This window comes from Pseudomonas sp. FG13 (genome assembly GCF_057809755.1).
Genome location: NZ_JBMDKO010000028.1, coordinates 1 through 19,406 on the forward strand (window position 1 = coordinate 1; position 19,406 = coordinate 19,406).

17 protein-coding genes and 1 pseudogene are annotated in these 19,406 nt (G+C 61.0%); 4 read left to right on the top strand and 14 right to left on the bottom strand.

Annotated elements, in window-relative coordinates:
* Positions 1 to 136 precede the first annotated feature (136 nt).
* From ACODTO_RS20085 to plsB, 3 genes are read right to left on the bottom strand one after another with little or no spacing between them, the layout of a single operon-like run.
* Positions 137 to 814, bottom strand: coding sequence for a DUF4197 domain-containing protein (locus ACODTO_RS20085; protein WP_041020847.1), 678 nt, complete (start codon positions 812 to 814; stop codon positions 137 to 139).
* 30 nt (positions 815 to 844) lie between these two features.
* The gene (locus tag ACODTO_RS20090; RefSeq protein ID WP_489106961.1) at positions 845 to 1,243 is read right to left on the bottom strand and encodes a YbaY family lipoprotein; all 399 of its coding nucleotides are present in this window, start codon (positions 1,241 to 1,243) and stop codon (positions 845 to 847) included.
* Between the two features lie 52 nt (positions 1,244 to 1,295).
* Entirely contained in the window at positions 1,296 to 3,797 is a 2,502-nt protein-coding gene (gene plsB / locus ACODTO_RS20095; RefSeq protein ID WP_139647330.1) for a glycerol-3-phosphate 1-O-acyltransferase PlsB, read from the bottom strand.
* A gap of 226 nt (positions 3,798 to 4,023) precedes the next feature.
* Here plsB and ACODTO_RS20100 point away from each other — a divergent pair, with 226 nt between their 5' ends.
* Positions 4,024 to 4,233: a cold shock domain-containing protein gene (locus ACODTO_RS20100; RefSeq protein WP_003198198.1), complete on the top strand. Its 210-nt coding sequence runs from the start codon at positions 4,024 to 4,026 to the stop codon at positions 4,231 to 4,233.
* 148 nt (positions 4,234 to 4,381) lie between these two features.
* Here ACODTO_RS20100 and ACODTO_RS20105 read toward each other — a convergent pair whose 3' ends face one another.
* The 3 genes from ACODTO_RS20105 to dapE all read right to left on the bottom strand — a co-directional run bounded on the left by ACODTO_RS20105 (position 4,382) and on the right by dapE (position 6,803).
* Positions 4,382 to 4,759 carry a hypothetical protein gene (locus ACODTO_RS20105; RefSeq protein ID WP_024778998.1) on the bottom strand — a complete coding sequence of 126 codons (378 nt, stop codon included), beginning with the start codon at positions 4,757 to 4,759 and terminating at the stop codon, positions 4,382 to 4,384.
* Positions 4,760 to 4,842: 83 nt separating this feature from the next.
* Positions 4,843 to 5,652 (bottom strand): putative RNA methyltransferase, encoded by an 810-nt coding sequence (locus tag ACODTO_RS20110; protein WP_489106962.1) that lies wholly within the window; start codon positions 5,650 to 5,652, stop codon positions 4,843 to 4,845.
* Complete coding sequence (gene dapE, locus ACODTO_RS20115; protein WP_139647334.1) at positions 5,652 to 6,803, bottom strand: succinyl-diaminopimelate desuccinylase; 1,152 nt, start codon at positions 6,801 to 6,803, stop codon at positions 5,652 to 5,654. Before dapE ends, ACODTO_RS20110 begins: the two co-directional genes overlap by 1 nt.
* 268 nt (positions 6,804 to 7,071) lie before the next feature.
* Here dapE and tcdA point away from each other — a divergent pair, with 268 nt between their 5' ends.
* On the top strand, positions 7,072 to 7,872 hold the full coding sequence (tcdA, locus tag ACODTO_RS20120) for a tRNA cyclic N6-threonylcarbamoyladenosine(37) synthase TcdA (RefSeq protein ID WP_175385107.1): 801 nt from the start codon (positions 7,072 to 7,074) through the stop codon (positions 7,870 to 7,872).
* 31 nt (positions 7,873 to 7,903) lie between these two features.
* Here tcdA and ACODTO_RS20125 read toward each other — a convergent pair whose 3' ends face one another.
* From ACODTO_RS20125 to map, 8 genes and pseudogenes are all read right to left on the bottom strand, one after another.
* On the bottom strand, positions 7,904 to 8,329 hold the full coding sequence (locus tag ACODTO_RS20125) for a SufE family protein (protein ID WP_139647339.1): 426 nt from the start codon (positions 8,327 to 8,329) through the stop codon (positions 7,904 to 7,906).
* On the bottom strand, positions 8,326 to 9,531 hold the full coding sequence (locus ACODTO_RS20130; protein WP_489106963.1) for an aminotransferase class V-fold PLP-dependent enzyme: 1,206 nt from the start codon (positions 9,529 to 9,531) through the stop codon (positions 8,326 to 8,328). The genes ACODTO_RS20125 and ACODTO_RS20130 overlap by 4 nt, the downstream gene beginning before the upstream one ends.
* 171 nt (positions 9,532 to 9,702) lie before the next feature.
* The gene (gene dapD, locus ACODTO_RS20135; protein WP_047702245.1) at positions 9,703 to 10,737 is read right to left on the bottom strand and encodes a 2,3,4,5-tetrahydropyridine-2,6-dicarboxylate N-succinyltransferase; all 1,035 of its coding nucleotides are present in this window, start codon (positions 10,735 to 10,737) and stop codon (positions 9,703 to 9,705) included.
* Between the two features lie 33 nt (positions 10,738 to 10,770).
* Positions 10,771 to 11,133 (bottom strand): ArsC family reductase, encoded by a 363-nt coding sequence (locus ACODTO_RS20140; protein WP_024779005.1) that lies wholly within the window; start codon positions 11,131 to 11,133, stop codon positions 10,771 to 10,773.
* A 403-nt stretch (positions 11,134 to 11,536) separates the two neighbouring features.
* Positions 11,537 to 11,839: pseudogene (locus ACODTO_RS20145) on the bottom strand (Fis family transcriptional regulator).
* 344 nt (positions 11,840 to 12,183) lie between these two features.
* On the bottom strand, positions 12,184 to 13,383 hold the full coding sequence (dapC, locus tag ACODTO_RS20150; protein ID WP_175385104.1) for a succinyldiaminopimelate transaminase: 1,200 nt from the start codon (positions 13,381 to 13,383) through the stop codon (positions 12,184 to 12,186).
* A 128-nt stretch (positions 13,384 to 13,511) separates the two neighbouring features.
* A complete protein-coding gene (locus tag ACODTO_RS20155; RefSeq protein WP_139647346.1) occupies positions 13,512 to 16,214 on the bottom strand; it encodes a [protein-PII] uridylyltransferase in 2,703 nt (900 codons plus the stop codon).
* A gap of 48 nt (positions 16,215 to 16,262) precedes the next feature.
* Positions 16,263 to 17,045, bottom strand: coding sequence for a type I methionyl aminopeptidase (gene map / locus ACODTO_RS20160; RefSeq protein WP_139647348.1), 783 nt, complete (start codon positions 17,043 to 17,045; stop codon positions 16,263 to 16,265).
* A gap of 430 nt (positions 17,046 to 17,475) precedes the next feature.
* Between map and rpsB the strand changes: the two genes are divergently transcribed.
* On the top strand, positions 17,476 to 18,213 hold the full coding sequence (gene rpsB, locus ACODTO_RS20165) for a 30S ribosomal protein S2 (protein WP_033034560.1): 738 nt from the start codon (positions 17,476 to 17,478) through the stop codon (positions 18,211 to 18,213).
* A 194-nt stretch (positions 18,214 to 18,407) separates the two neighbouring features.
* Positions 18,408 to 19,274, top strand: coding sequence for a translation elongation factor Ts (tsf, locus tag ACODTO_RS20170; protein WP_139647350.1), 867 nt, complete (start codon positions 18,408 to 18,410; stop codon positions 19,272 to 19,274).
* Positions 19,275 to 19,406 lie beyond the last annotated feature (132 nt).

The following is a 19,406-nucleotide window of genomic DNA, read 5'->3' on the forward strand; positions in this document are numbered from 1 at the left end:
TGATCGCAGATTTGCCGTCCACCACAAAGCAATGTGGGAGCGAGCCTGCTCGCGATAGCGGTATGACAGCCAACGAAGAGGTCATGGCTGAAATCGCTATCGCGAGCAGGTTCGCTCCCACCGTTGTTCAGCTCATTCAGAGGCTGCCAAATACCTTCTTCGCCAGGCTGGTGGCCGCGGCCGCCGGGTTCTGGCGAATCGCGGCTTCCTGCTTGCCGATCATTTCGAACAAGCCGTCCAGTGCCTGCTCGGTCACGTAGTTTTCGACGTTGGCGCTTTTGGCATCCAATACACCGAACGTCGCGGCCTGGCCGGCAAAGGCGTTGTATTTCTGCGCCAGGCCGACCTTGTCGGTGGCTTGCTTGACGATGGGCAGGAACTTGGCGCGGATCTGCTCGCGGCTGCTCTTGTTCAGGTACTGCGTCGCCGAGTCGTTGCCACCGCTCAAGATGCCCTTGGCATCGTCCACGCTCATGTTCTTCACGGCATTGACCAGAATCGGCTGGGCCTGGACCACGGCCGTCTCGGCTGCCTGGTTCATGCTGGCTTCCAATTGATCGACCTGATCACCCATGCCGAAGGCTTTCATCTTGCTGGCGACTTTACCGAGTTTGCCCGGCAGTTCGATTTTCACTTCCGGGTTGTTGCTGAATCCCCCAGGCGTGCCCAGTTGCTTGACCGCCACTTGAGCGCCCTGGGTCAAAGCGTCCTTGAGGCCACCCGTGGCATCTTTCTGCGACAGGTCACCGAGGGACAGGGCCATGGCATTGGCACAGGCCAGAAGGCCGGCGAACAGTAGAGTAGAGCGGAGCATGACAGCGTCCTTGAAATGAATTGAAAGGGATCAACGGGCAGGGTTGACGCGGATCTTCAACGGCTGCGGATCTTTGCCATCGAGTTGCACGGTGTGTTGTTCGGTGCTGATGAACATCAACTGGCCGTCTACTTCGATGCGGGCACTCACGGCGTAACGATGGCCGGGCTTGACCTGGGACGGATCATAACTGAGGTGGAATGGCAGGGGGACCTGTCCTTTGACCGGACCGCTCTGCTGATCGAGCGCCACCGCCGGAGCATCGGCCAGTGAAACATCTTGCAGGCTCACGCTCAGGGTCGCGGTGGGCGGCAGGGCGATACGTTGCAGGTAGAACACTTCGCCGTCGAGGTGGTTCTTGCTCGCCAGCGGCGCGCTGGAGCAGGCGCCGAGCAGTGCGGCAATGGTCAGCAGGGTCATTTTTTTCATGGCGCAATTCCTTGTTCGAGGGCGCCAGGAAACAGCCTGGCGCCGATGGGAATCAATCCTGGGTCACCGGAGCAACCTGATCCGCCGCATCTTCACTGCGATGCAACGCCACTTGGCGGATCGACAAACGAATCTCCGCCGGCAGCACCCGTTTGGCGGCGCCTTCGGCCAGTTCGCCCAGCAGTTCGTGATAGCTTAGCTTGCCAGCTTCATCCCTGCGCAGAACGTCAAGGTCCAGCATCGTCTGGATGAAATGGCGGAACAGGGTCTTGTCAAAAAACTCCGGCGCGTTCAGGCCGTGCAGAATCGACAGGCGCTGGGCCATGACCGTGCAGAGGTCTTCCAGCTCTTCGGCGCTGATGCTGTTCTGGCCACTGTTGAGCAGCAGCGAGACGGTCATGTAGAAGCGTTGCAGGGCCTGGGCGATGCTTTTGGACAACAGTGTCAGCAGCACGAAGTGCCGCGAACTTGGCGCCGGACGCAGGTACAGGTCATTTTCGAAACGCAGCAGACCCTGTTCGACGAACGCTTCGAGCCATTGGTCGATCACGTCGTCCAGTTGCTCCAGTGACCAGCGAATGAACAGTTCCGATTGCAGGTACGGGTACAGAGCACGGGTATAGCGCAGGATCTGCTCGCGGCTCATGCGCGAGGCACTCTGGAAAAAGCTCGCCAGCAACGCCGGTAGGGCGAATATGTGCAGCACGTTGTTGCGGTAGTAGGTCATCAGCACCGCATTCTGCTCATCCAGGTACAGGATCTTGCCCAGGGCATCGTTCTGTTCAGACAGCAGGTCCATGCCTTTCACATGTTCGATCAGCGCCCGGCCATCCCCCTCTGGCAGCGTGGTGTGGGGCGAATACGGTACTTTGCGCAGCAACGCCAGGTACAGGTCCAGCACCCGGGCCATGGCCTGATCGTCGAGCGCCAGGCGGCTGGTGGACAGCAGCGCCAGGGCCACGAGATTGACCGGATTGATGGCGGCGGCTTCGTTCAGGTGCCGGGCCACGCGCTCACCCAGGCGATGGGTGGTGGCGTTGAGCCAGGCCGGTTTGAATTGCGGTCCCAGTTCCTGCTCGCGCCAATCCGGCTGTTCGCCGTCGAGGAATTCGGTCAGTTTGATCGGCTCGCCGAAGTTCACCGCCACCTGGCCGAAGCGTTGCTTGAGGGCACCGATGACCTTGAAGATGTCGAAGATCGATTCCTTCTTCTTGCTGGCTCCGCGCAACTCGCCCAGGTAGGTGCGGCCCTCCAGCACTCGCTCATAACCGATGTAGACCGGGACGAACACGATGGGCGTGCGCGACGAGCGCAGAAAGCTGCGCAGGGTGATGGCGAGCATGCCGGTCTTGGGTTGCAGCATGCGCCCGGTGCGCGAACGACCTCCTTCGACGAAGTACTCCACCGGAAAGCCCTTGGTGAAAAGCGTGTGCAGGTACTCGTTGAATACAGCGGTGTAGAGCGGGTTGCCCTTGAAGGTACGGCGCATGAAGAACGCCCCGCCACGGCGCAGCAGGCTGCCGATCACTGGCATGTTGAGGTTGATGCCGGCGGCGATATGCGGTGGGGTCAGTCCATTGCGGAACAGCAGGTACGACAGCAGCAGGTAATCGATGTGGCTGCGGTGGCACGGCACATAAATGACCTCGTGACCTGGGGCGATGTCTTGCACGCCTTCGATATTGTTGACCTTGATGCCATCGTAGATCTTGTTCCAGAACCAGCTCAGCACCACTTCCAGGAAACGAATGGCGGTATAGGTGTAGTCCGAGGCGATTTCGTTGCCGTAGCGCAGGGCCTGGGCCTTGGCTTTTTCCGCCGAGATTTTTTCCCGCTCGGCCTCGTCGGCAATCGCCTGCTTGACTAATGGCTGGTTCACCAATCCCTTGACCAGGTTGCGTCGGTGGGAAATGTCGGGGCCGATAACCGCCGCCTTCAGGTTGCGGAAATGCACCCGCAGGATCCGCTGGGCCATGCGCACGGTGCGTTCGTGGCCTTTGTCGTGCTCGATCAATTCCTGCAGGTGGATGGGCGCGGAGAACTGCACGCGGGTCTTGCGTCCCAGGATCATGATGCTCAACAGGCGACGCAGGCGTCCGGTGACGGCCCAACTGTCGGCGAACAGCAGTTTCCATGGGCTGGACTCGCTGTCGGGCGACTGGCCCCAGAACACGCTGACCGGGATGATCTGCGCGTCTTCGGCAGCATTGTGGGTCAGCACATTGACCAAGCGCGTCAGGGTCGGTGGCGCACCGCGTTTGTCCTGACGCCCGAGCCAATCCGGCGCAGGCGTCAGGTAGAAGAACGCCGCCGGCTCCAGCAGATTGCCCACCGACACCGGCAACACCGGGCGGGGCAGGCCCGCTTTAGTGCACTCGGTGTCGAGTACCGCCAGGTCGGTCAGCGACGGATCTTGCAGAACGTAGAACACCGGACGGCTGCGGTCGAGGTTGAGGGTGAAGGACGACTGGTTGATCGTCTCTGAGCGAACCCAGAGGTACAACAGCCGGCGCAGGGTGCCAAACACAAGACGGCGGAACGGGGAGCGGGTCATACGGCTTCTGCATGAGTGGATGAGATCGAGCGGCAGGTAGTGTGCCGGATTCGCCGAAAATCGGCAAAAAAGCGCCGAAGTAAAGTCAGTTGAGAGTTTTCTCGAGTGTCATATACTCGGCCGGTGTCTGCCACGGCTTCCCTTATGGAAGGCTGCACGGCGGCTAAAGTTCGTACGGCTTTCTTTCGAAAAGCCGACTCAAAAAATAAAAATGGGAGTGAACATCATGGCAGCACGGGAAACCGGCAGCGTTAAGTGGTTCAACGACGCCAAGGGATACGGCTTCATCCAGCGCGAAGGCGGGGCGGATGTATTCGTGCATTACCGCGCGATCCGCGGCGAAGGCCACCGTTCACTGACCGAAGGCCAGCAGGTCGAATATGCGGTGGTGGAAGGACAGAAAGGCTTGCAGGCCGAGGATGTGGTGGGGCTGTAACCCACTCTTCCAAAAAACACTGTAAACCCCTTGTGGGAGCGAGCCTGCTCGCGATAGCGGTATATCAGGCAATACATAATCGACTGACATACCGCTATCGCGAGCAGGCTCGCTCCCACATTTGGATCCGTCGAGGATCTGAGCCGGGTCAGGCCGTCTTCCAGGTAATCTCTTCTTCCCCATCAGCACTGATGCGAATCCAGCGATCGGCCGATTCCTCACCTTCCTCTTCCACCCACGAGCCGGGCGCGCAGCGTACTTCTACATTCAGTGCGGCGAATGCGGCACGGGCGCAGGCGATGTCGTCATCCCAGGGGGTCCGATCGCTTTCCAGGTACAGGCTGTTCCATTTCCCAACGGCCTTGGGCAGCCAGGTCACCGGGATGTCGCCGGCCTTGCATTTGTAGGTCTGGCCTTTCTGGGTCCATTCGCTGCAAGGGCCGAGTGCCTGGGTCAGCCAGGCGGCGACGGCCTTGTGGTCGACGTCGGCGTCTTTGAGGTAAATCTCGATATCGGGTTGGCGCATGGATGTCCTCATTGCGGTCTCGAAAAATCCATTCGCGGATTTAACTGGTCCCGAGCGACGGCTCGGGACCCGGAATCAAAAGGTTATTGAAGAACGAAATAATCGTAGCGCATCGACACCGTGACTTCGAACGGCTCGGTCTGTTCGATCACGCTGGCGCGGCGCTCGGCACTGGCGCGCCAGCCGTGGGGCGTCATCGCCAGCAGGTTGGCGCGGTCCTGGCCGTTCTCGAGTATCAGCTTGAATTCCAGGGTTTCACTGTGCTCCAGCGCCATGCCCGAAGGGACCAGGGCCAGGTGCTTGTCATCGGTGTACTCGCGCACTTCGTCGTACAAGCGTTCGCGCAGTTCCATCAGGTGGCCGCTGGTAGGGCCGACTTTCATCAGGCCGCCACCGGGGCTGAGCAGGCGCTTGGCCTCTTGCCAGTCCAGCGGGCTGAACACGCTTGCCAGGAATTGGCAGCAGCCGTCGGCCAGCGGCACCCGCGCCATGCTGGCGATCAACCAGGTCAGCTGTGGATTGCGTTTGCAAGCGCGCTTGACCGCCTCGCGGGAAATGTCCAGGGCATAGCCATCGGCATCGGGCAGTGCGTCGGCGATTTGTGCGGTGTAGTAACCCTCGCCACAACCGATGTCCAGCCAGCGGCCGGGGCTGCGTTCAGCCGCCAACTCGGCCAGGCGTCGGGCGACAGGGGCGTAGTGCCCGGCGTTGAGGAAGTCGCGGCGGGCTTCGACCATGGCCTGGTTGTCGCCGGGGTCGCGGCTGTTCTTGTGCTGCACCGGCAACAGGTTCAGGTAGCCCTGGCGGGCGCGGTCGAACCGATGCCCGGCCGGGCAGGCCACTCCGTTGTCCACCGCGTTCAGCGGCTCACTGCAGATCGGGCAGGCGAGCATCAGGCGAGCAACTTGATCAGTGTCTTGTAGTAGATCTCGGTGAGTACATCGAGATCGGCCGCCAGCACGCGTTCGTTGACCTGGTGGATGGTTGCGTTGACCGGGCCCAGTTCCACCACTTGGGTGCCCATGGTGGCGATGAAACGACCGTCGGACGTGCCGCCGCTGGTGGAGGCCTGGGTTTCGCGACCGGTCACGTCCTTGATGCTCGACGACACGGCGTCCAGCAGCGCGCCCGGCTCGGTGAGGAACGGCAGGCCGGACAGGGCCCAGTCGATGTGCCAGTCCAGTTGATGTTTGTCGAGAATGTCAGCGACGCGCTGCTGCAGGCCTTCGACGGTGGATTCGGTGGAGAAGCGGAAGTTGAACACTGCCACCAGCTCACCCGGGATCACGTTGGTCGCACCGGTGCCAGAGTTGAGGTTGGAGATCTGGAAACTGGTGGGCGGGAAGAAATCGTTGCCATGGTCCCAATGCTCCGCGGCCAGTTCCGCCAGCGCCGGAGCCGCCAGGTGGATCGGGTTCTTCGCCAGATGCGGGTAGGCCACGTGGCCTTGCTTGCCGCGCACGGTCAGCTTCGCACCGAGGGAGCCGCGACGGCCGTTCTTGACCACGTCACCCACCAGGGCGGTGCTCGACGGCTCGCCGACGATGCACCAGTCCAGGCGCTCCTGACGGGCCTTGAGGCGCTCGACCACAGCCTTGGTACCGTGGTGGGCCGGGCCTTCTTCATCACTGGTGATCAGGAAGGTGATCGAGCCCTTGTGGTCCGGGTAGTCGGCGACGAACCGCTCGGCCGCCACCACCATCGCCGCGAGGCTGCCTTTCATGTCGGCCGCGCCACGGCCACAGAGCATGCCCTCATCGTCGATGACTGCATCGAACGGATCGAGCTGCCAGGCCTGCACCGGACCGGTCGGCACCACATCGGTGTGCCCGGCGAAGCACAGCACCGGACCGTCATGCTTGCCGTGACTGGCCCAGAAGTTATCCACATCCTCGATGCGCATCGGTTCGAGCTTGAAACCTGCATCGCCCAGGCGCTGCATCATCAGTTTCTGGCAATCGGCATCCACCGGCGTCACGGACGGACGGCGGATCAGGTCGCAGGCGAGTTGCAGGGTCGGCGAGAGGTCGGCGTGGGCCGTCATGAAAACTCCGGGAATATTGTGTGAACGCAAGGCGAGTGCTGAAGCGGGCAGGCTCCCGCAAAATGGCGGTTATCTTATAGCAAAACAGCAATCGTTGGCCGCAGTGTCTATCGGCTGGAGCACAAAACCTTGTGGGAGCGAGCCTGCTCGCGATGGCGGAGGATCTGTGGCGGTGATATTGACTGAAGCACCGCCATCGCGAGCAGGCTCGCTCCCACAATGGTTTTCCGGTGCCCTATAATGCGCGCCGGTTTTTGGGGTAATGGTCATGAGTACAGAAGATCCACGGTTTGCCGGCATCGGCCGTTTGTATGGCCTCGAAGGCCTGGAGCGCCTGCGGGCGGCCCATGTGGCGATTGTCGGGGTGGGCGGGGTCGGTTCCTGGGCGGCGGAAGCCATTGCCCGGTGTGGCGTGGGCGAGATTTCGCTGTTCGACCTGGACGACGTCTGCGTCAGCAACGCCAACCGTCAGTTGCACGCCCTGGACAGCACCGTCGGCAAACCCAAGGTCGAGGTGATGGCCGAACGCCTGCGCGGGATCAACCCCGATTGCACGGTGCACGCCGTGGCGGATTTCGTCACCCGCGACACCATGGCCGAATACATCACGCCGAACATCGACTGCGTGATCGACTGCATTGACAGTGTCAACGCCAAGGCTGCGCTGATCGCCTGGTGCAAGCGTCGCAAGATCCAGATCATCACCACCGGCGGCGCGGGCGGGCAGATCGACCCGACGCTGATCCAGGTCTGCGACCTGAACCGTACCTTCAACGATCCGTTGGCTTCGAAAGTACGGTCCACCCTGCGCCGCGACTACGGTTTTTCCCGCACTGTGACCCGTCACTACAGCGTGCCCTGCGTGTTTTCCACCGAGCAACTGCGCTACCCCAAACCCGACGGCAGCATCTGCTTGCAGAAGAGTTTTGTCGGCGACGGTGTGAAGCTCGACTGCGCCGGCGGGTTTGGCGCGGTGATGATGGTGACGGCGACGTTCGGCATGGTCGCGGCGACCAAGGCTGTGGATAAGATTGTCGCGGGTGTGCGGCGGCCGGCGGATAGGACGTGAGATCGTTCCCACGCTCTGCGTGGGGATGCCTCTACGGACGCTCCGCGTTCGGCTGCTGAGTCAGTTCACGCATCCGCTGCAACACCGCATTCAAGCCATTGCTGCGCGACGGCGACAGCTGTCGCGACAGTCCCAACTGATTGAACCAGTCCGGCAAATCCACCTGCTGCAACGCTTCGGCCGACAAGCCGTTGACCCGTGCCAGCAACAGCGCCACCAACCCGCGAATCAACCGCGCATCACTGCTGGCAGCAAACTGCCAGTGCCCGTCCTGCAACCGCCCCACCAGCCATACCTGGCTTTCGCAGCCATTGACGAGGTTGGTGTCGCACTTGTCCGCCTCGTTCAGCGGCGGCAGGCGGTCGCCCCACTGCATCAGCAGCCGGGCCCGTTGTTCCCAGCCCGAGGCGTCCTGGAAGATTTGCAGCGCTGTGGCGGCATCGACAGGCAGGTTCATCGCAGCATCTCCAGGGCCTGATCGAGGGCTTCGAAGAAACGCTCGATATCGGCGGAGTCGTTGTACAGCGCCAGCGATACCCGGATCGCTCCCGACAGCTGCAGATGCTTGAACAGCGGCATGGCGCAGTGATGCCCGGCGCGCACGGCAATGCCTTGCTCGGTCAGCAAATGAGCGAGGTCGGCGTTGTGCACGCCGTCCACCACGAAACTGACCAGCGCCAGCCGTGGATCGCCCACCAGGCGCACGCCGTTGCGCGCCAGCAGGCCGTGGAGCAGGTAGTCGTGCAACGCAGTCTCATGGTCAATGACATCTTGTGCGTCGAGGGTGGACAGGTAATCCAGGGTCGCCCCCAGGCCTATCACGCTGGCGATGGGCGGTGTGCCGGCTTCGAAACCCAGGGGCGCAGGGCGGAAAGAGGCGCGGTGGTAGTCGGCCTGCTGCACCATTTCGCCACCGAACTGCCAATGACGCAGCTCGCGAAGTGCTTCGTTGCGGCCAAACAGTACGCCCAGCCCTTCGGGCCCGTAGAGCTTGTGGCTGGAAAACACATAGAAATCGCATTCCAGGGCCTGCACATCGTGACGGCCGTGGACCACACCCTGGGCGCCATCGATGACCGTCAAGGCGCCCTGGGCCTTGGCCAGTGCCAAGAGCGGCGGCAAGGGTTGCCAGGTGCCAAGCACGTTGGACAATTGGCTCACCGCCAGCAAGCGCGTACGCGGGCCAATCAGATCGGCGGCGGCGTCGAGGTCGATCACCCCGTGGGTGTCGAGCGGCAACACCACCAGCGTCAACGAACGGCGCTCGGCCAGTTGCTGCCAGGGCAGCAGGTTGGCGTGGTGCTCCAGGGCGCTGATGACGATTTCATCGCCTGGATTGAATAGGTGTTCCAGGCCGTAGGCCAGGAGGTTCAGCGCCGAAGTGGCGCCGTGGGTAAACACGATCTGCCCGCATTTCCCCCCATTGAGCCATTGCGACACCTTGAGACGGCTGTCTTCGAACGCCTGGGTGGCATGGGCGCCTGGCAAGTGTTGCGCACGGTGCACGTTGGCCGCGCCGTTGGCGTAGTAATGCGCCAGGGCATCCAGCAGGGCTTGGGGTTTTTGCGTGGTGGCGGCGTTGTCCAGGTAGGTCTGGCCTTGCCGTTGCAGGGCGGCGATGGCCGGGAAATCGGCACGCCAGGGGGATGGAATCAACATGCTTTCGGGCCCTGCTGAAGTGAAGCTGGACCCTGTGGAAGCGGGCCCTGTGGGAGCCGAGCTTGCTCGCGATGGGAGCAACACGGTTTAACTGCAAGACCGTGTCATCGTTCATCGCAAGCAAGCTCGGCTCCCACAAAAGCTTGCACCCACAGGTGACGGTGAAGCGGCTTAGTTATGCGCGTGCAGTGCTTCGTTCAGCTCGATGGCCGACTTGTGGGTCTTGCATTCCACTGCGCCGGTTTCAGAGTTGCGACGGAACAGCAGGTCAGGCTGGCCGGCCAGGTCGCGGGCCTTGACCACTTTGACCAGTTGGTTGTTCTCGTCCAGCAGCGCCACCTTGGTGCCGGCGGTCACGTACAGGCCCGATTCCACGGTATTGCGGTCGCCCAATGGAATACCGATACCGGCGTTGGCACCGATCAGGCAGCCTTCGCCGACCTTGATCACGATGTTGCCGCCACCCGACAGGGTGCCCATGGTGGAGCAACCGCCGCCCAGGTCCGAGCCCTTGCCGACGAACACGCCAGCCGACACACGGCCTTCGATCATGCCCGGGCCTTCGGTGCCGGCGTTGAAGTTGACGAAACCTTCGTGCATCACGGTGGTGCCTTCGCCCACGTAGGCGCCCAGACGGATCCGTGCGGCATCGGCGATACGCACGCCGGCCGGAACCACGTAGTCAGTCATTTTCGGGAACTTGTCCACCGAGAACACTTCCAGCAGCTCGCCACGCAGGCGGGCTTCGAGTTGGTGTTCGGCCAGTTCGCTGAGGTCGATCGCACCCTGGCTGGTCCAGGCCACGTTCGGCAGCAGCGGGAAAATGCCAGCCAGGTTCAGGCCATGGGGCTTGACCAGGCGATGGGACAGCAGGTGCAGCTTGAGGTAGGCCTCGGGGGTGGAACTCAGTTGCGCATCTTCAGCCAGCAGGGTGGCGACCAGCGGCTTGTGGCTTTCGGCCAGGCGGGTCAGCAACGCGGCTTGCGCGGCATCGACACCCTTGAGGGCCTCGGCCAGTTGCGAGGCCTGGGCGGTGGTGAAGGTGATGGCCTGGTTGCCTTCGCTGTAGCCCAGGATCGGCGCGATGGCCTTGACGATGTCGGCCGACGGGTTGAGCAGTGGCTGTGCGTAGAACACTTCCAGCCAGGCGCCTTGACGGTTTTGGGTGCCGACGCCGAAGGCCAGGCTGAACAGGGTAGTGGACATGAACATTACCTCAACAAAATGGACTGGGCAGGCTTACTTGATTTCTGCCGCGTAGATATCTGGCTTGAAGCCAATCAGGGTTCGGTCACCGAGATCGAGCACCGGGCGCTTGATCATCGAGGGTTGGGCGAGCATCAGTTCGATGGCTTTCGACTGGTCGAGATCGGCTTTGCGTTCGTCGTCGAGCTTGCGAAAGGTCGTACCGGCACGGTTCAACACCACTTGCCAGCCATGCTCGTCGCACCATTGGGTCAGGTGCTCACGGTCGATGCCGGCGCTCTTGTAGTCGTGAAAGTCGTAGCGCACGGCATGCTCATCGAGCCAGGTGCGCGCCTTTTTCATGGTGTCACAGGCTTTGATGCCGAAAAGGTGCAACGTTTTGCTTGAATCGGTCAAGGAACTGCCCCCTTTGCAGGTGCCGGAAATAAAAGGTGAGGGATTATGCCATGACCGGACGGCTGTGGGAGCGAGGCTTGCCCGCGATGAACGATGACGCGGTCTTCTGGCAGACCGAGGTGGTTTCATCGCGAGCAAGCTTTGCTCCCACAGTATCCGGTATTGATCACAGGTTGCGTTAGCCCCACAAGTCCACTGTGGGAGCAAAGCTTGCGCGCGATAAATCGAAAGGCAAACACAAAAATACCTGTGAAGCGCTGGACCTGTGGCGAGGGGATTTATCCCCGTTGGGCTGCGCAGCAACCCTAAAGCAGTGAACTCAATCGTTCTGGCACACCGAGTTGTCTGTTTTGGGGGCCGCTGCGCAGCCCAGCGGGGATAAATCCCCTCGCCACAAAAGCGCTTATGCGTGAGCCCCTTCCTGCTCAGGCACCAACCGTACTTCCACCCTCTGACCTAGCGCACGGGCTGCGCTGGCAAGCGTTGCCAGCGTCATTCCTGCATCGTTCTGATCGAGCGCACGATCAACTGCGGTGCGACTGGTGTGCATCCGCTCGCCAAGGCTTTTTTTGGTGACTTTCTGTAGTTTCATTGCCTCGGCAATCTGTCAGGAAATAACACGTTTGAGCGCCGCAGCGGAAACCTCCTCGGCAATGCCTTGCTCGGCGAGGAAGTCATCAAAGTCAGATCCAATATGCTTGTTCATTTGCGGTACCTCAGTCTTCAGTGAAATGTACCGAAATAGGTGCGTTGCGTAACCGCCGCGTTGCTGAGATTTTGTTCAGTGAGTTCCCGAATACTGCGACCACTCGCTACCCAGTGTGGGAGCGAGCCTGCTCGCGAAAGCGGTGGATCAGCTTGCGATGTTATCGACTGTGCCGCCGTCATCGCGAGCAAGCTCGGCTCCCACAGGTTTCGGCGTCGCTACGGGGAGAGTGGGAATCCGTAATTCAGTGTGGGAGCGGGCTTGCTCGCGAAAGCGGCATATCAGTCTACGGATAGGCCACTGAACTGACGCCTTCGCGAGCAAGCTCGCTCCCACAACAGCCCTCAACCTCGACGCTGGATGAATGCGCGGATCCGCTCTGCGGCTTCGACGCATTCGGCCAGTGGTGCAACCAGGGCCATGCGCACGCGGCCGGCGCCCGGGTTGACGCCATCGACTTCGCGGGACAGGTAGGAGCCCGGCACCACGGTCACGTGTTCCTGTTCGAACAGATCCCGGCAGAAGGCTGCGTCGTCGCCTGCCACGTTTGGCCACAGGTAGAAGCTGCCATCGGGGCGTTGCACATCCAGCACCGGGCTGAGGATGTCCAGCACGGCGTCGAACTTCTCCCGGTACAGCGTCCGGTTGGCCCGTACGTGTTCTTCGTCGTTCCACGCGGCGATGCTCGCCAATTGGGTCTGCACTGGCATCGCGCAGCCGTGATAGGTCCGATACAGCAGGAAACCCTTGAGGATGTCCGCGTCGCCCGCCACGAAACCGGAGCGCAGGCCAGGCAGGTTGGAGCGCTTGGACAGGCTGTGGAACACCACGCAGCGCTTGAAGTCCTGGCGGCCAAGTTCGACGCAGGCACTGAGCAGGCCCGGTGGCGGGGTCTGTTCGTCGAAGTACAGTTCGCTGTAGCACTCGTCGGCGGCGATCACGAAGTCGTGCTCGTCGGCCAGGGCAATGAGTTTCTTCAGCACGTCCACCGGAATCAGGGCGCCGGTCGGGTTGCCAGGGGAGCACAGGAACAGGATCTGGCAGCGTTTCCAGATGTCCGCCGAAACGGCGTCGAAATCCGGGTTGAAGCCGTTCTCGTCCAGGCACGGCAGGTAGTGCGGCTTGGCCCCGGCCAGGAACGCGGCGCCTTCATAGATCTGATAGAAAGGGTTCGGGCTGACCACCAGCGCATCGTCGCCACGGTTGACCACGGTCTGGGTGAAGGCGAACAGCGCCTCCCGGGTACCATTGACCGGCAGCACATGACGCGCCGGGTCAAGCCAGCCGTTGGGCACGCTGAAGCGTCGTTCGCACCAGCCGGCGATGGCTTCCCGCAGGGCGGGGATACCCAACGTGGTCGGATAGACGGCCATCTGGTCCAGATTGCTGGCCAGGGCTTCGGCGACAAAACTGGGTGAACGGTGCTTGGGTTCGCCGATGGACAACGCAATCGGCCGCTTGTCCGGGTTGGGCGTGACGCTGCCCAGCAGGGCGCGAAGCTTTTCGAACGGGTAGGGCTGCAACTGGTTCAGGGCGTTGTTCATGGGGGCCTCGTTCAATGTGGGGCTGTGGGAGCGAGCCTGCTCGCGATAGCGGTGGGGCAGGCGATCTCAATGCTGAATGTCGCGCCGCCATCGCGAGCAGGCTCGCTCCCACAGGGAAATTCATGGGTTCAGATGTTGATGCGTGTCAGGTTGGTATCCGGTTCCTGGTTGACGCTCAAATGCTGGACGATCGCGTCCTGCAGGCGGCTGCACAGCAGGGGATCGGACAACGGCTGGTTATGGGCGTCGGTGATGAAGAAGACGTCTTCCACCCGCTCGCCAAGGGTGGCGATCTTGGCGTTCTGCAGCGACAGGTCGAACTCCAGGAAAATATGACCGATCCGCGCCAGCAGGCCGGGGCGGTCCGGGGCGCTGAGTTCCAGTACCGTGATCTGGCGCTGGGCATCGTTGTGGATCGTCACCTGCGGGGCGAACGCGAAGTGTTTGAGTTGGCGTGGCACCCGCCGCTGGATGATGGTCGGGTAGTCTGCCGGGTTGCGCAGGGCGCTGGTGAGACCGTCGCGAATCTGTTTGACCCGTTTCGGATTGTCACCAATCGAATCGCCTTCGGTGTCGAGCACGATATAGGTGTCGAGGGTGAACTGGCTGCTGGAGGTGATGATCCGGGCATCGTGGATGTTGAGGTTGAGCTGGTCCATCGCGGCCACGGTCACGGCGAAGAAGTCGTGTTGGTCCGGTGCGTAGATGAAGATCTGCGTGCCGCCTTCGAACTCGCGTTGCGTGGTTTCCTTGATCAACACCAACGGTCCGCCGTCGGCTGGTTGCTGCAGGATCGCGTCGCTGTGCCAGGCCACGTCGCCGGCGGTGTGGCGCAGGAAATAATCATCGCCCAGTTGCGACCAGAGCTGTTCGACGTCGTCCGGGTCGGTGCCACCGCGCACCAGGATATCCAGGGCAGCGCTTTGGGTGCGACGGATCTGCTCTTCGCGGTCCACCGGGTTTTCCAGGCCACGGCGCAAGGCCCGCTTGGTCTCGGTGTACAGCTGGCGCAACAGGCTGGCCCGCCAGGAGTTCCACAGGGTCGGGTTGGTGGCGTTGATATCGGCCACCGTCAGCACGTAGAGGTAATCCAGACGGGTTTCATCACCGACGATCTGGGCGAAGTCGTGGATCACCTGCGGATCGGACAGATCCTTGCGTTGGGCGGTGGTCGACATCACCAGGTGATTCTGCACCAGCCAGACGATCAACCGGCTGTCCCAGATAGGCAGTTGGTGCCGCTGGCAAAACGCCTCGGCATCCATCGCGCCGACTTCCGAGTGATCGCCCTGACGACCTTTGCCAATGTCGTGGTACAGCCCAGCCATATAGATCAGTTCAGGCTTGGGCAGTTTGCCCATGAGCTTGCTGGCCAACGGAAATTTTTCCGACACCTGGGTGTACTGAAGCTTACGCAGGTGCTTGATCAGGTTCAGGGTGTGGGCATCGACGGTATAGATATGGAACAGGTCATGCTGCATCTGCCCGACGATGAAGCCGAACTCCGGCAGGTAACGCCCCAGGATCCCGTAGCGGTTCATGCGGCGCAGGTTGCGGTGTACGCCGATCTTGCACTTGAACAGCTCGATGAACAGGCTGGTGTTGCGGATGTCGTGGCGGAAGTCGTCATCGATCAGGTGACGGTTTTCCCGCAGCAGGCGAATGGTGTCGGCGCGTACACCCTTGATTTCCGGCTGCTGGGCCATCAGCACGAAGATTTCGAGCATGGCGAACGGGGTGCGCCGGAACACATTGGCATTGCGTGCTTCGATGTACCCGTCGTGCAACTGGAACCGGGAGTTGATCGGCTGCGGCGGCGTCGTATCTTCCGGTGCGAGGATGACTTCCTCGAAGTGCTGGATGATCAGTTCGCTGAGCTGGGCGATGCTCATCACCACCCGGTAGTACTGCTGCATGAAGTTTTCGATGGACTGCTTGGCGTCCTGGCCTTCGAAACCCAGCAGGCCCGCGATGGAGCGCTGGTGATCGAACAGCAAGCGGTCTTCGGAGCGCCCGGCGAGCATGTGCAGTGCGTAGCGGACCTTCCACAAAAATTCCTGGGACGAAGCCAGCAAGGCGTTTTCGCTCTCCACCAGGAAACCCTCGCCGGCCAGGTTCCGAAGGTTCAGCGTGCCGTACTGGCGGCGGGCGACCCACAGGATCGTCTGGATGTCCCGCAGCCCGCCGGGTGAGCCTTTGACGTTGGGCTCCAGGTTGTATTCGGTGTCGTTGTATTTGTGGTGGCGGGCCTTCTGCTCGGCGCGTTTGGCCAGGAAGAAGTCCTTGCTCGGCCACATGTGCGCCGTGCTGGTCACCTCGAGCATGCGCTGGCGCAGCCGTTCGGGGCCGGCAATGGTGCGGCTTTCCATCAGGTTGGTCACCACCGTCAGGTCGGCGCGGGCTTCATCGGCGCACTCCTGTACCGAGCGCACGCTCTGGCCGACTTCCAGGCCGATGTCCCACAGCAGCGTCAGGAAACGCTCGATGGAGTCGCGAAAGATCTCGTGATCGGCACTGTCCAGCAGGATCAGCAGGTCGATGTCAGAGTAGGGGTGCAGCTCGCCACGCCCGTAGCCACCCACCGCTACCAGGGCGATGTCGGCATCCAGGCTCCAGTTGAACTGCTCCCAGGCCTTCTGCAGGATGTTGTCGACGAACCAGGCGCGGTCCTCGATCAGCCGACGGATATCCCGCCCATCGCGAAAGCGCTGGTCGAGTACTTCGTGGGCCTGGCGGATCGCCTTCTTGAAGGCCGAGATGGGGCTTGCCTTCAGGGCCAGTTCAGCCTGGAACTGGCCACGGTCGAAGAGTTCGGGATCCACCTGCGGCATTGAATGGCTTTCCTTTCTATCTATCTATAGCTGTGCGCTGTATTGGACTCAGGCGGAAACGCGAGGGATGGTGTCGTCGCTGCGCAGAGTGAAGATTTCGTACCCGGTCTCGGTCACCAGCAGGGTGTGCTCCCATTGGGCCGACAGCTTGCGGTCCTTGGTGATGGCGGTCCAGCCGTCGCCCAGGACCTTGGTGTCGGCGCGCCCCTGGTTGATCATCGGTTCGATGGTGAAGGTCATGCCCGCCTGAAGCTCCATGCCAGTGCCGGCACGGCCGTAGTGCAGGATCTGCGGTTCCTCGTGGAAGACCTTGCCAATGCCGTGGCCGCAGAATTCACGGACCACCGAAAAGCCGTTCTTCTGCGCATGTTTCTGGATCACTTCGCCGATGTCTCCCAGGCGGCAGCCCGGTTTCACCAGTTCGATGGCCATGTACATGCATTCCTGGGTGACCTTCGACAGGCGCTGGGCCCACTCTGGCACGTTGCCGACATGGAACATGCGGCTGGTGTCGCCGTGATAGCCGTCCTTGATCACGGTGACATCGATGTTCAGCGTGTCGCCGTCCTTCAGCGGTTTCTCGTTGGGAATGCCGTGGCAGACCACGTGGTTGATCGAGGTGCAGATCGACTTCGGGAAGCCTTTATAGTTGAGCGGCGCCGGGATGGCCTTCTGCTCGTTGACGATGAAGTCGTGGCAGATGCGGTCCAGCTCTTCGGTGGTCACGCCTGGCTTGACGTAGTCGGCGATCATTTCCAGCACGTCGGCGGCGAGTTTGCCGGCAACACGCATTTTTGCGATGTCCTCGGCAGTCTTGAGGGTAACGGTCATACAGGCTCTCTTTGCGCCCGACGGCGCTGTCCAAAACGAAATGGGCGGCGGATGATGACCAGCACGGCCCTGAAAACGCGATTCTAACAGACGAACAGTACAAAGAGCTCCCCAGGCCGAACTCAGTGGCGAGGGGAGGGGGAGAGCAAAGCTTGCTCGCGACCCAGGTGATTCGACTTCTGAAGGACCGCACAGGCTTCATCGCGGGCAAGCCTTGCTCCCACAATCTCCTCGCCACAGAGGATTTCAGAATCAATGTTCCGTTTTCGCCCTTGCTGTGGTATAAAATGCGCCGCTTTCCGGGGATGACCCCGTGAGCTTAAATCCACACACGTGTCGACACGATGACCTGGGTGCCTTTGGCTTATACAAGCCGCTGGTTGGTCATTGGGATACGTGGAGGCCAAACCCGACTTATCAAGGAACTATCATGTCCCAAGTCAACATGCGCGATATGCTGAAGGCCGGTGTGCACTTCGGTCACCAGACCCGTTACTGGAACCCGAAAATGGGCAAGTACATTTTCGGCGCGCGTAACAAGATCCACATTATCAACCTTGAAAAAACCCTGCCGATGTTCAACGAAGCACTGACCTTCGTAGAGCGCCTGGCCCAGGGCAAAAACAAGATTCTGTTCGTCGGCACCAAGCGTTCCGCTGGCAAGATCGTTGCTGAAGAAGCAGCACGTTGCGGTTCGCCGTACGTCGATCACCGCTGGTTGGGCGGCATGCTGACCAACTTCAAGACCATCCGCGCTTCCATCAAGCGTCTGCGTGATCTTGAAGTCCAGTCCGAAGACGGCACTTTCGCCAAGCTGACCAAGAAAGAAGCGCTGATGCGCACTCGCGATCTTGAGAAGCTGGACCGCTCCCTGGGCGGTATCAAGGACATGGGCGGTCTGCCTGACGCGCTGTTCGTTATCGACGTTGACCACGAGCGCATCGCGATCACCGAAGCCAACAAGCTGGGTATCCCGGTCATCGGCGTTGTCGATACCAACAGCAGCCCGGAAGGCGTTGACTACATCATCCCAGGCAACGATGACGCCATCCGCGCCATCCAGCTGTACATGGGTTCGATGGCTGACGCTGTTATCCGTGGTCGCAACAACGTTCAAGGCGGCACCGAAGTCTTCGCTGAAGAAGCTCCGGCGGCAGCCGCTGAGTAATTGACGCCCTGGCGTTGACTCAGTAAGCAAAAAGGGGGCTTGGCCCCCTTTTTGCCACCTCGAAAACCATTTGTCGCCAGCGCAGCTACCTGTTTGTAATCTGCCGCGGTCTATAAGCAATGGTTTTCCAGGAAGAATTGATCGCCCGTTCGATCGGGTGGAATGGTTGAAAACCTATCCAAGAGGATTTTGAAATGGCAGAGATTACTGCAGCGTTGGTCAAAGAACTGCGCGAGCGTACCGGCGAAGGCATGATGGACTGCAAGAAAGCCTTGACCAAGGCTGGCGGCGACATCGAGAAAGCCATTGATGACATGCGTGCTTCGGGCGCCATCAAGGCTGCCAAGAAGGCTGGCAACGTTGCCGCTGAAGGCGCAATCGCCATCAAGGACGACGGCAAGGCCGCCGTTCTGCTGGAAGTGAACTCCCAGACCGACTTCCTGGCTCTGCAGGACGACTTCAAGGCATTCGTCGCTGCCAGCGTCGACAAGGCCTTCGCTGACAAACTGACCGACGCAGCTCCGCTGATCGAAGCTCAGGAACAAGCGCGTCTGGTACTGGTTGGCAAGACCGGCGAGAACGTCAACATCCGTCGTCTGGTTCGCGTTGAAGGTGACGTGGTGGGTACCTACCTGCACGGCAACAAGATCGGCGTGGCTGTTGTCCTCAAGGGCGGCGACACCGAGCTGGCGAAAGACATCGCCATGCACGTAGCAGCGACCAACCCTGAGTTCCTGCTGCCTTCGGACGTTTCGGCTGAAGCGATCGAGCGCGAAAAAGGCGTTTTCCTGCAGTTGAACGAAGAGAAGCTCAAGGGCAAGCCTGCCGACATCGCCGAGAAGATGGTGGCTGGTCGTATCTCCAAGTTCCTGGCCGAAGCCAGCCTGGTTGAGCAGGCGTTCGTCAAGAACCCTGAAGTCAAGGTCGGTGACCTGGCGAAGAAAGCCGGTGCTGAAATCGTCTCCTTCACCTACTTCAAAGTAGGCGATGGCATCGAGAAGCCGGTCGACAACTTCGCTGAAGAAGTTGCCGCCCAGGTAGCAGCTGCCAGCAAGCAATAAGACAGGTTTTTACAACTGTCGCCCAGAAGAGGCTGCCCGCTCACGCGCGCAGCCTCTTTTCGGATAAGGATGCCGATTTTTATTGGTTTCCTGTCGGAACTGGCTTACAAAGCCGTGTTCCGATGGCGCTGT

Bases quoted from the DNA above. Each gene is read 5' to 3' on its own strand.
- ACODTO_RS20085 (WP_041020847.1), bottom strand. From the start codon at position 814: ATGCTCCGCTCTACTCTACTGTTCGCCGGCCTTCTGGCCTGTGCCAAT.
- ACODTO_RS20090 (WP_489106961.1), bottom strand. From the start codon at position 1,243: ATGAAAAAAATGACCCTGCTGACCATTGCCGCACTGCTCGGCGCCTGC.
- plsB (WP_139647330.1), bottom strand. From the start codon at position 3,797: ATGACCCGCTCCCCGTTCCGCCGTCTTGTGTTTGGCACCCTGCGCCGG.
- ACODTO_RS20100 (WP_003198198.1), top strand. From the start codon at position 4,024: ATGGCAGCACGGGAAACCGGCAGCGTTAAGTGGTTCAACGACGCCAAG.
- ACODTO_RS20105 (WP_024778998.1), bottom strand. From the start codon at position 4,759: ATGCGCCAACCCGATATCGAGATTTACCTCAAAGACGCCGACGTCGAC.
- ACODTO_RS20110 (WP_489106962.1), bottom strand. From the start codon at position 5,652: ATGCTCGCCTGCCCGATCTGCAGTGAGCCGCTGAACGCGGTGGACAAC.
- dapE (WP_139647334.1), bottom strand. From the start codon at position 6,803: ATGACGGCCCACGCCGACCTCTCGCCGACCCTGCAACTCGCCTGCGAC.
- tcdA (WP_175385107.1), top strand. From the start codon at position 7,072: ATGAGTACAGAAGATCCACGGTTTGCCGGCATCGGCCGTTTGTATGGC.
- ACODTO_RS20125 (WP_139647339.1), bottom strand. From the start codon at position 8,329: ATGAACCTGCCTGTCGATGCCGCCACAGCGCTGCAAATCTTCCAGGAC.
- ACODTO_RS20130 (WP_489106963.1), bottom strand. From the start codon at position 9,531: ATGTTGATTCCATCCCCCTGGCGTGCCGATTTCCCGGCCATCGCCGCC.
- dapD (WP_047702245.1), bottom strand. From the start codon at position 10,737: ATGTCCACTACCCTGTTCAGCCTGGCCTTCGGCGTCGGCACCCAAAAC.
- dapC (WP_175385104.1), bottom strand. From the start codon at position 13,383: ATGAACAACGCCCTGAACCAGTTGCAGCCCTACCCGTTCGAAAAGCTT.
- ACODTO_RS20155 (WP_139647346.1), bottom strand. From the start codon at position 16,214: ATGCCGCAGGTGGATCCCGAACTCTTCGACCGTGGCCAGTTCCAGGCT.
- map (WP_139647348.1), bottom strand. From the start codon at position 17,045: ATGACCGTTACCCTCAAGACTGCCGAGGACATCGCAAAAATGCGTGTT.
- rpsB (WP_033034560.1), top strand. From the start codon at position 17,476: ATGTCCCAAGTCAACATGCGCGATATGCTGAAGGCCGGTGTGCACTTC.
- tsf (WP_139647350.1), top strand. From the start codon at position 18,408: ATGGCAGAGATTACTGCAGCGTTGGTCAAAGAACTGCGCGAGCGTACC.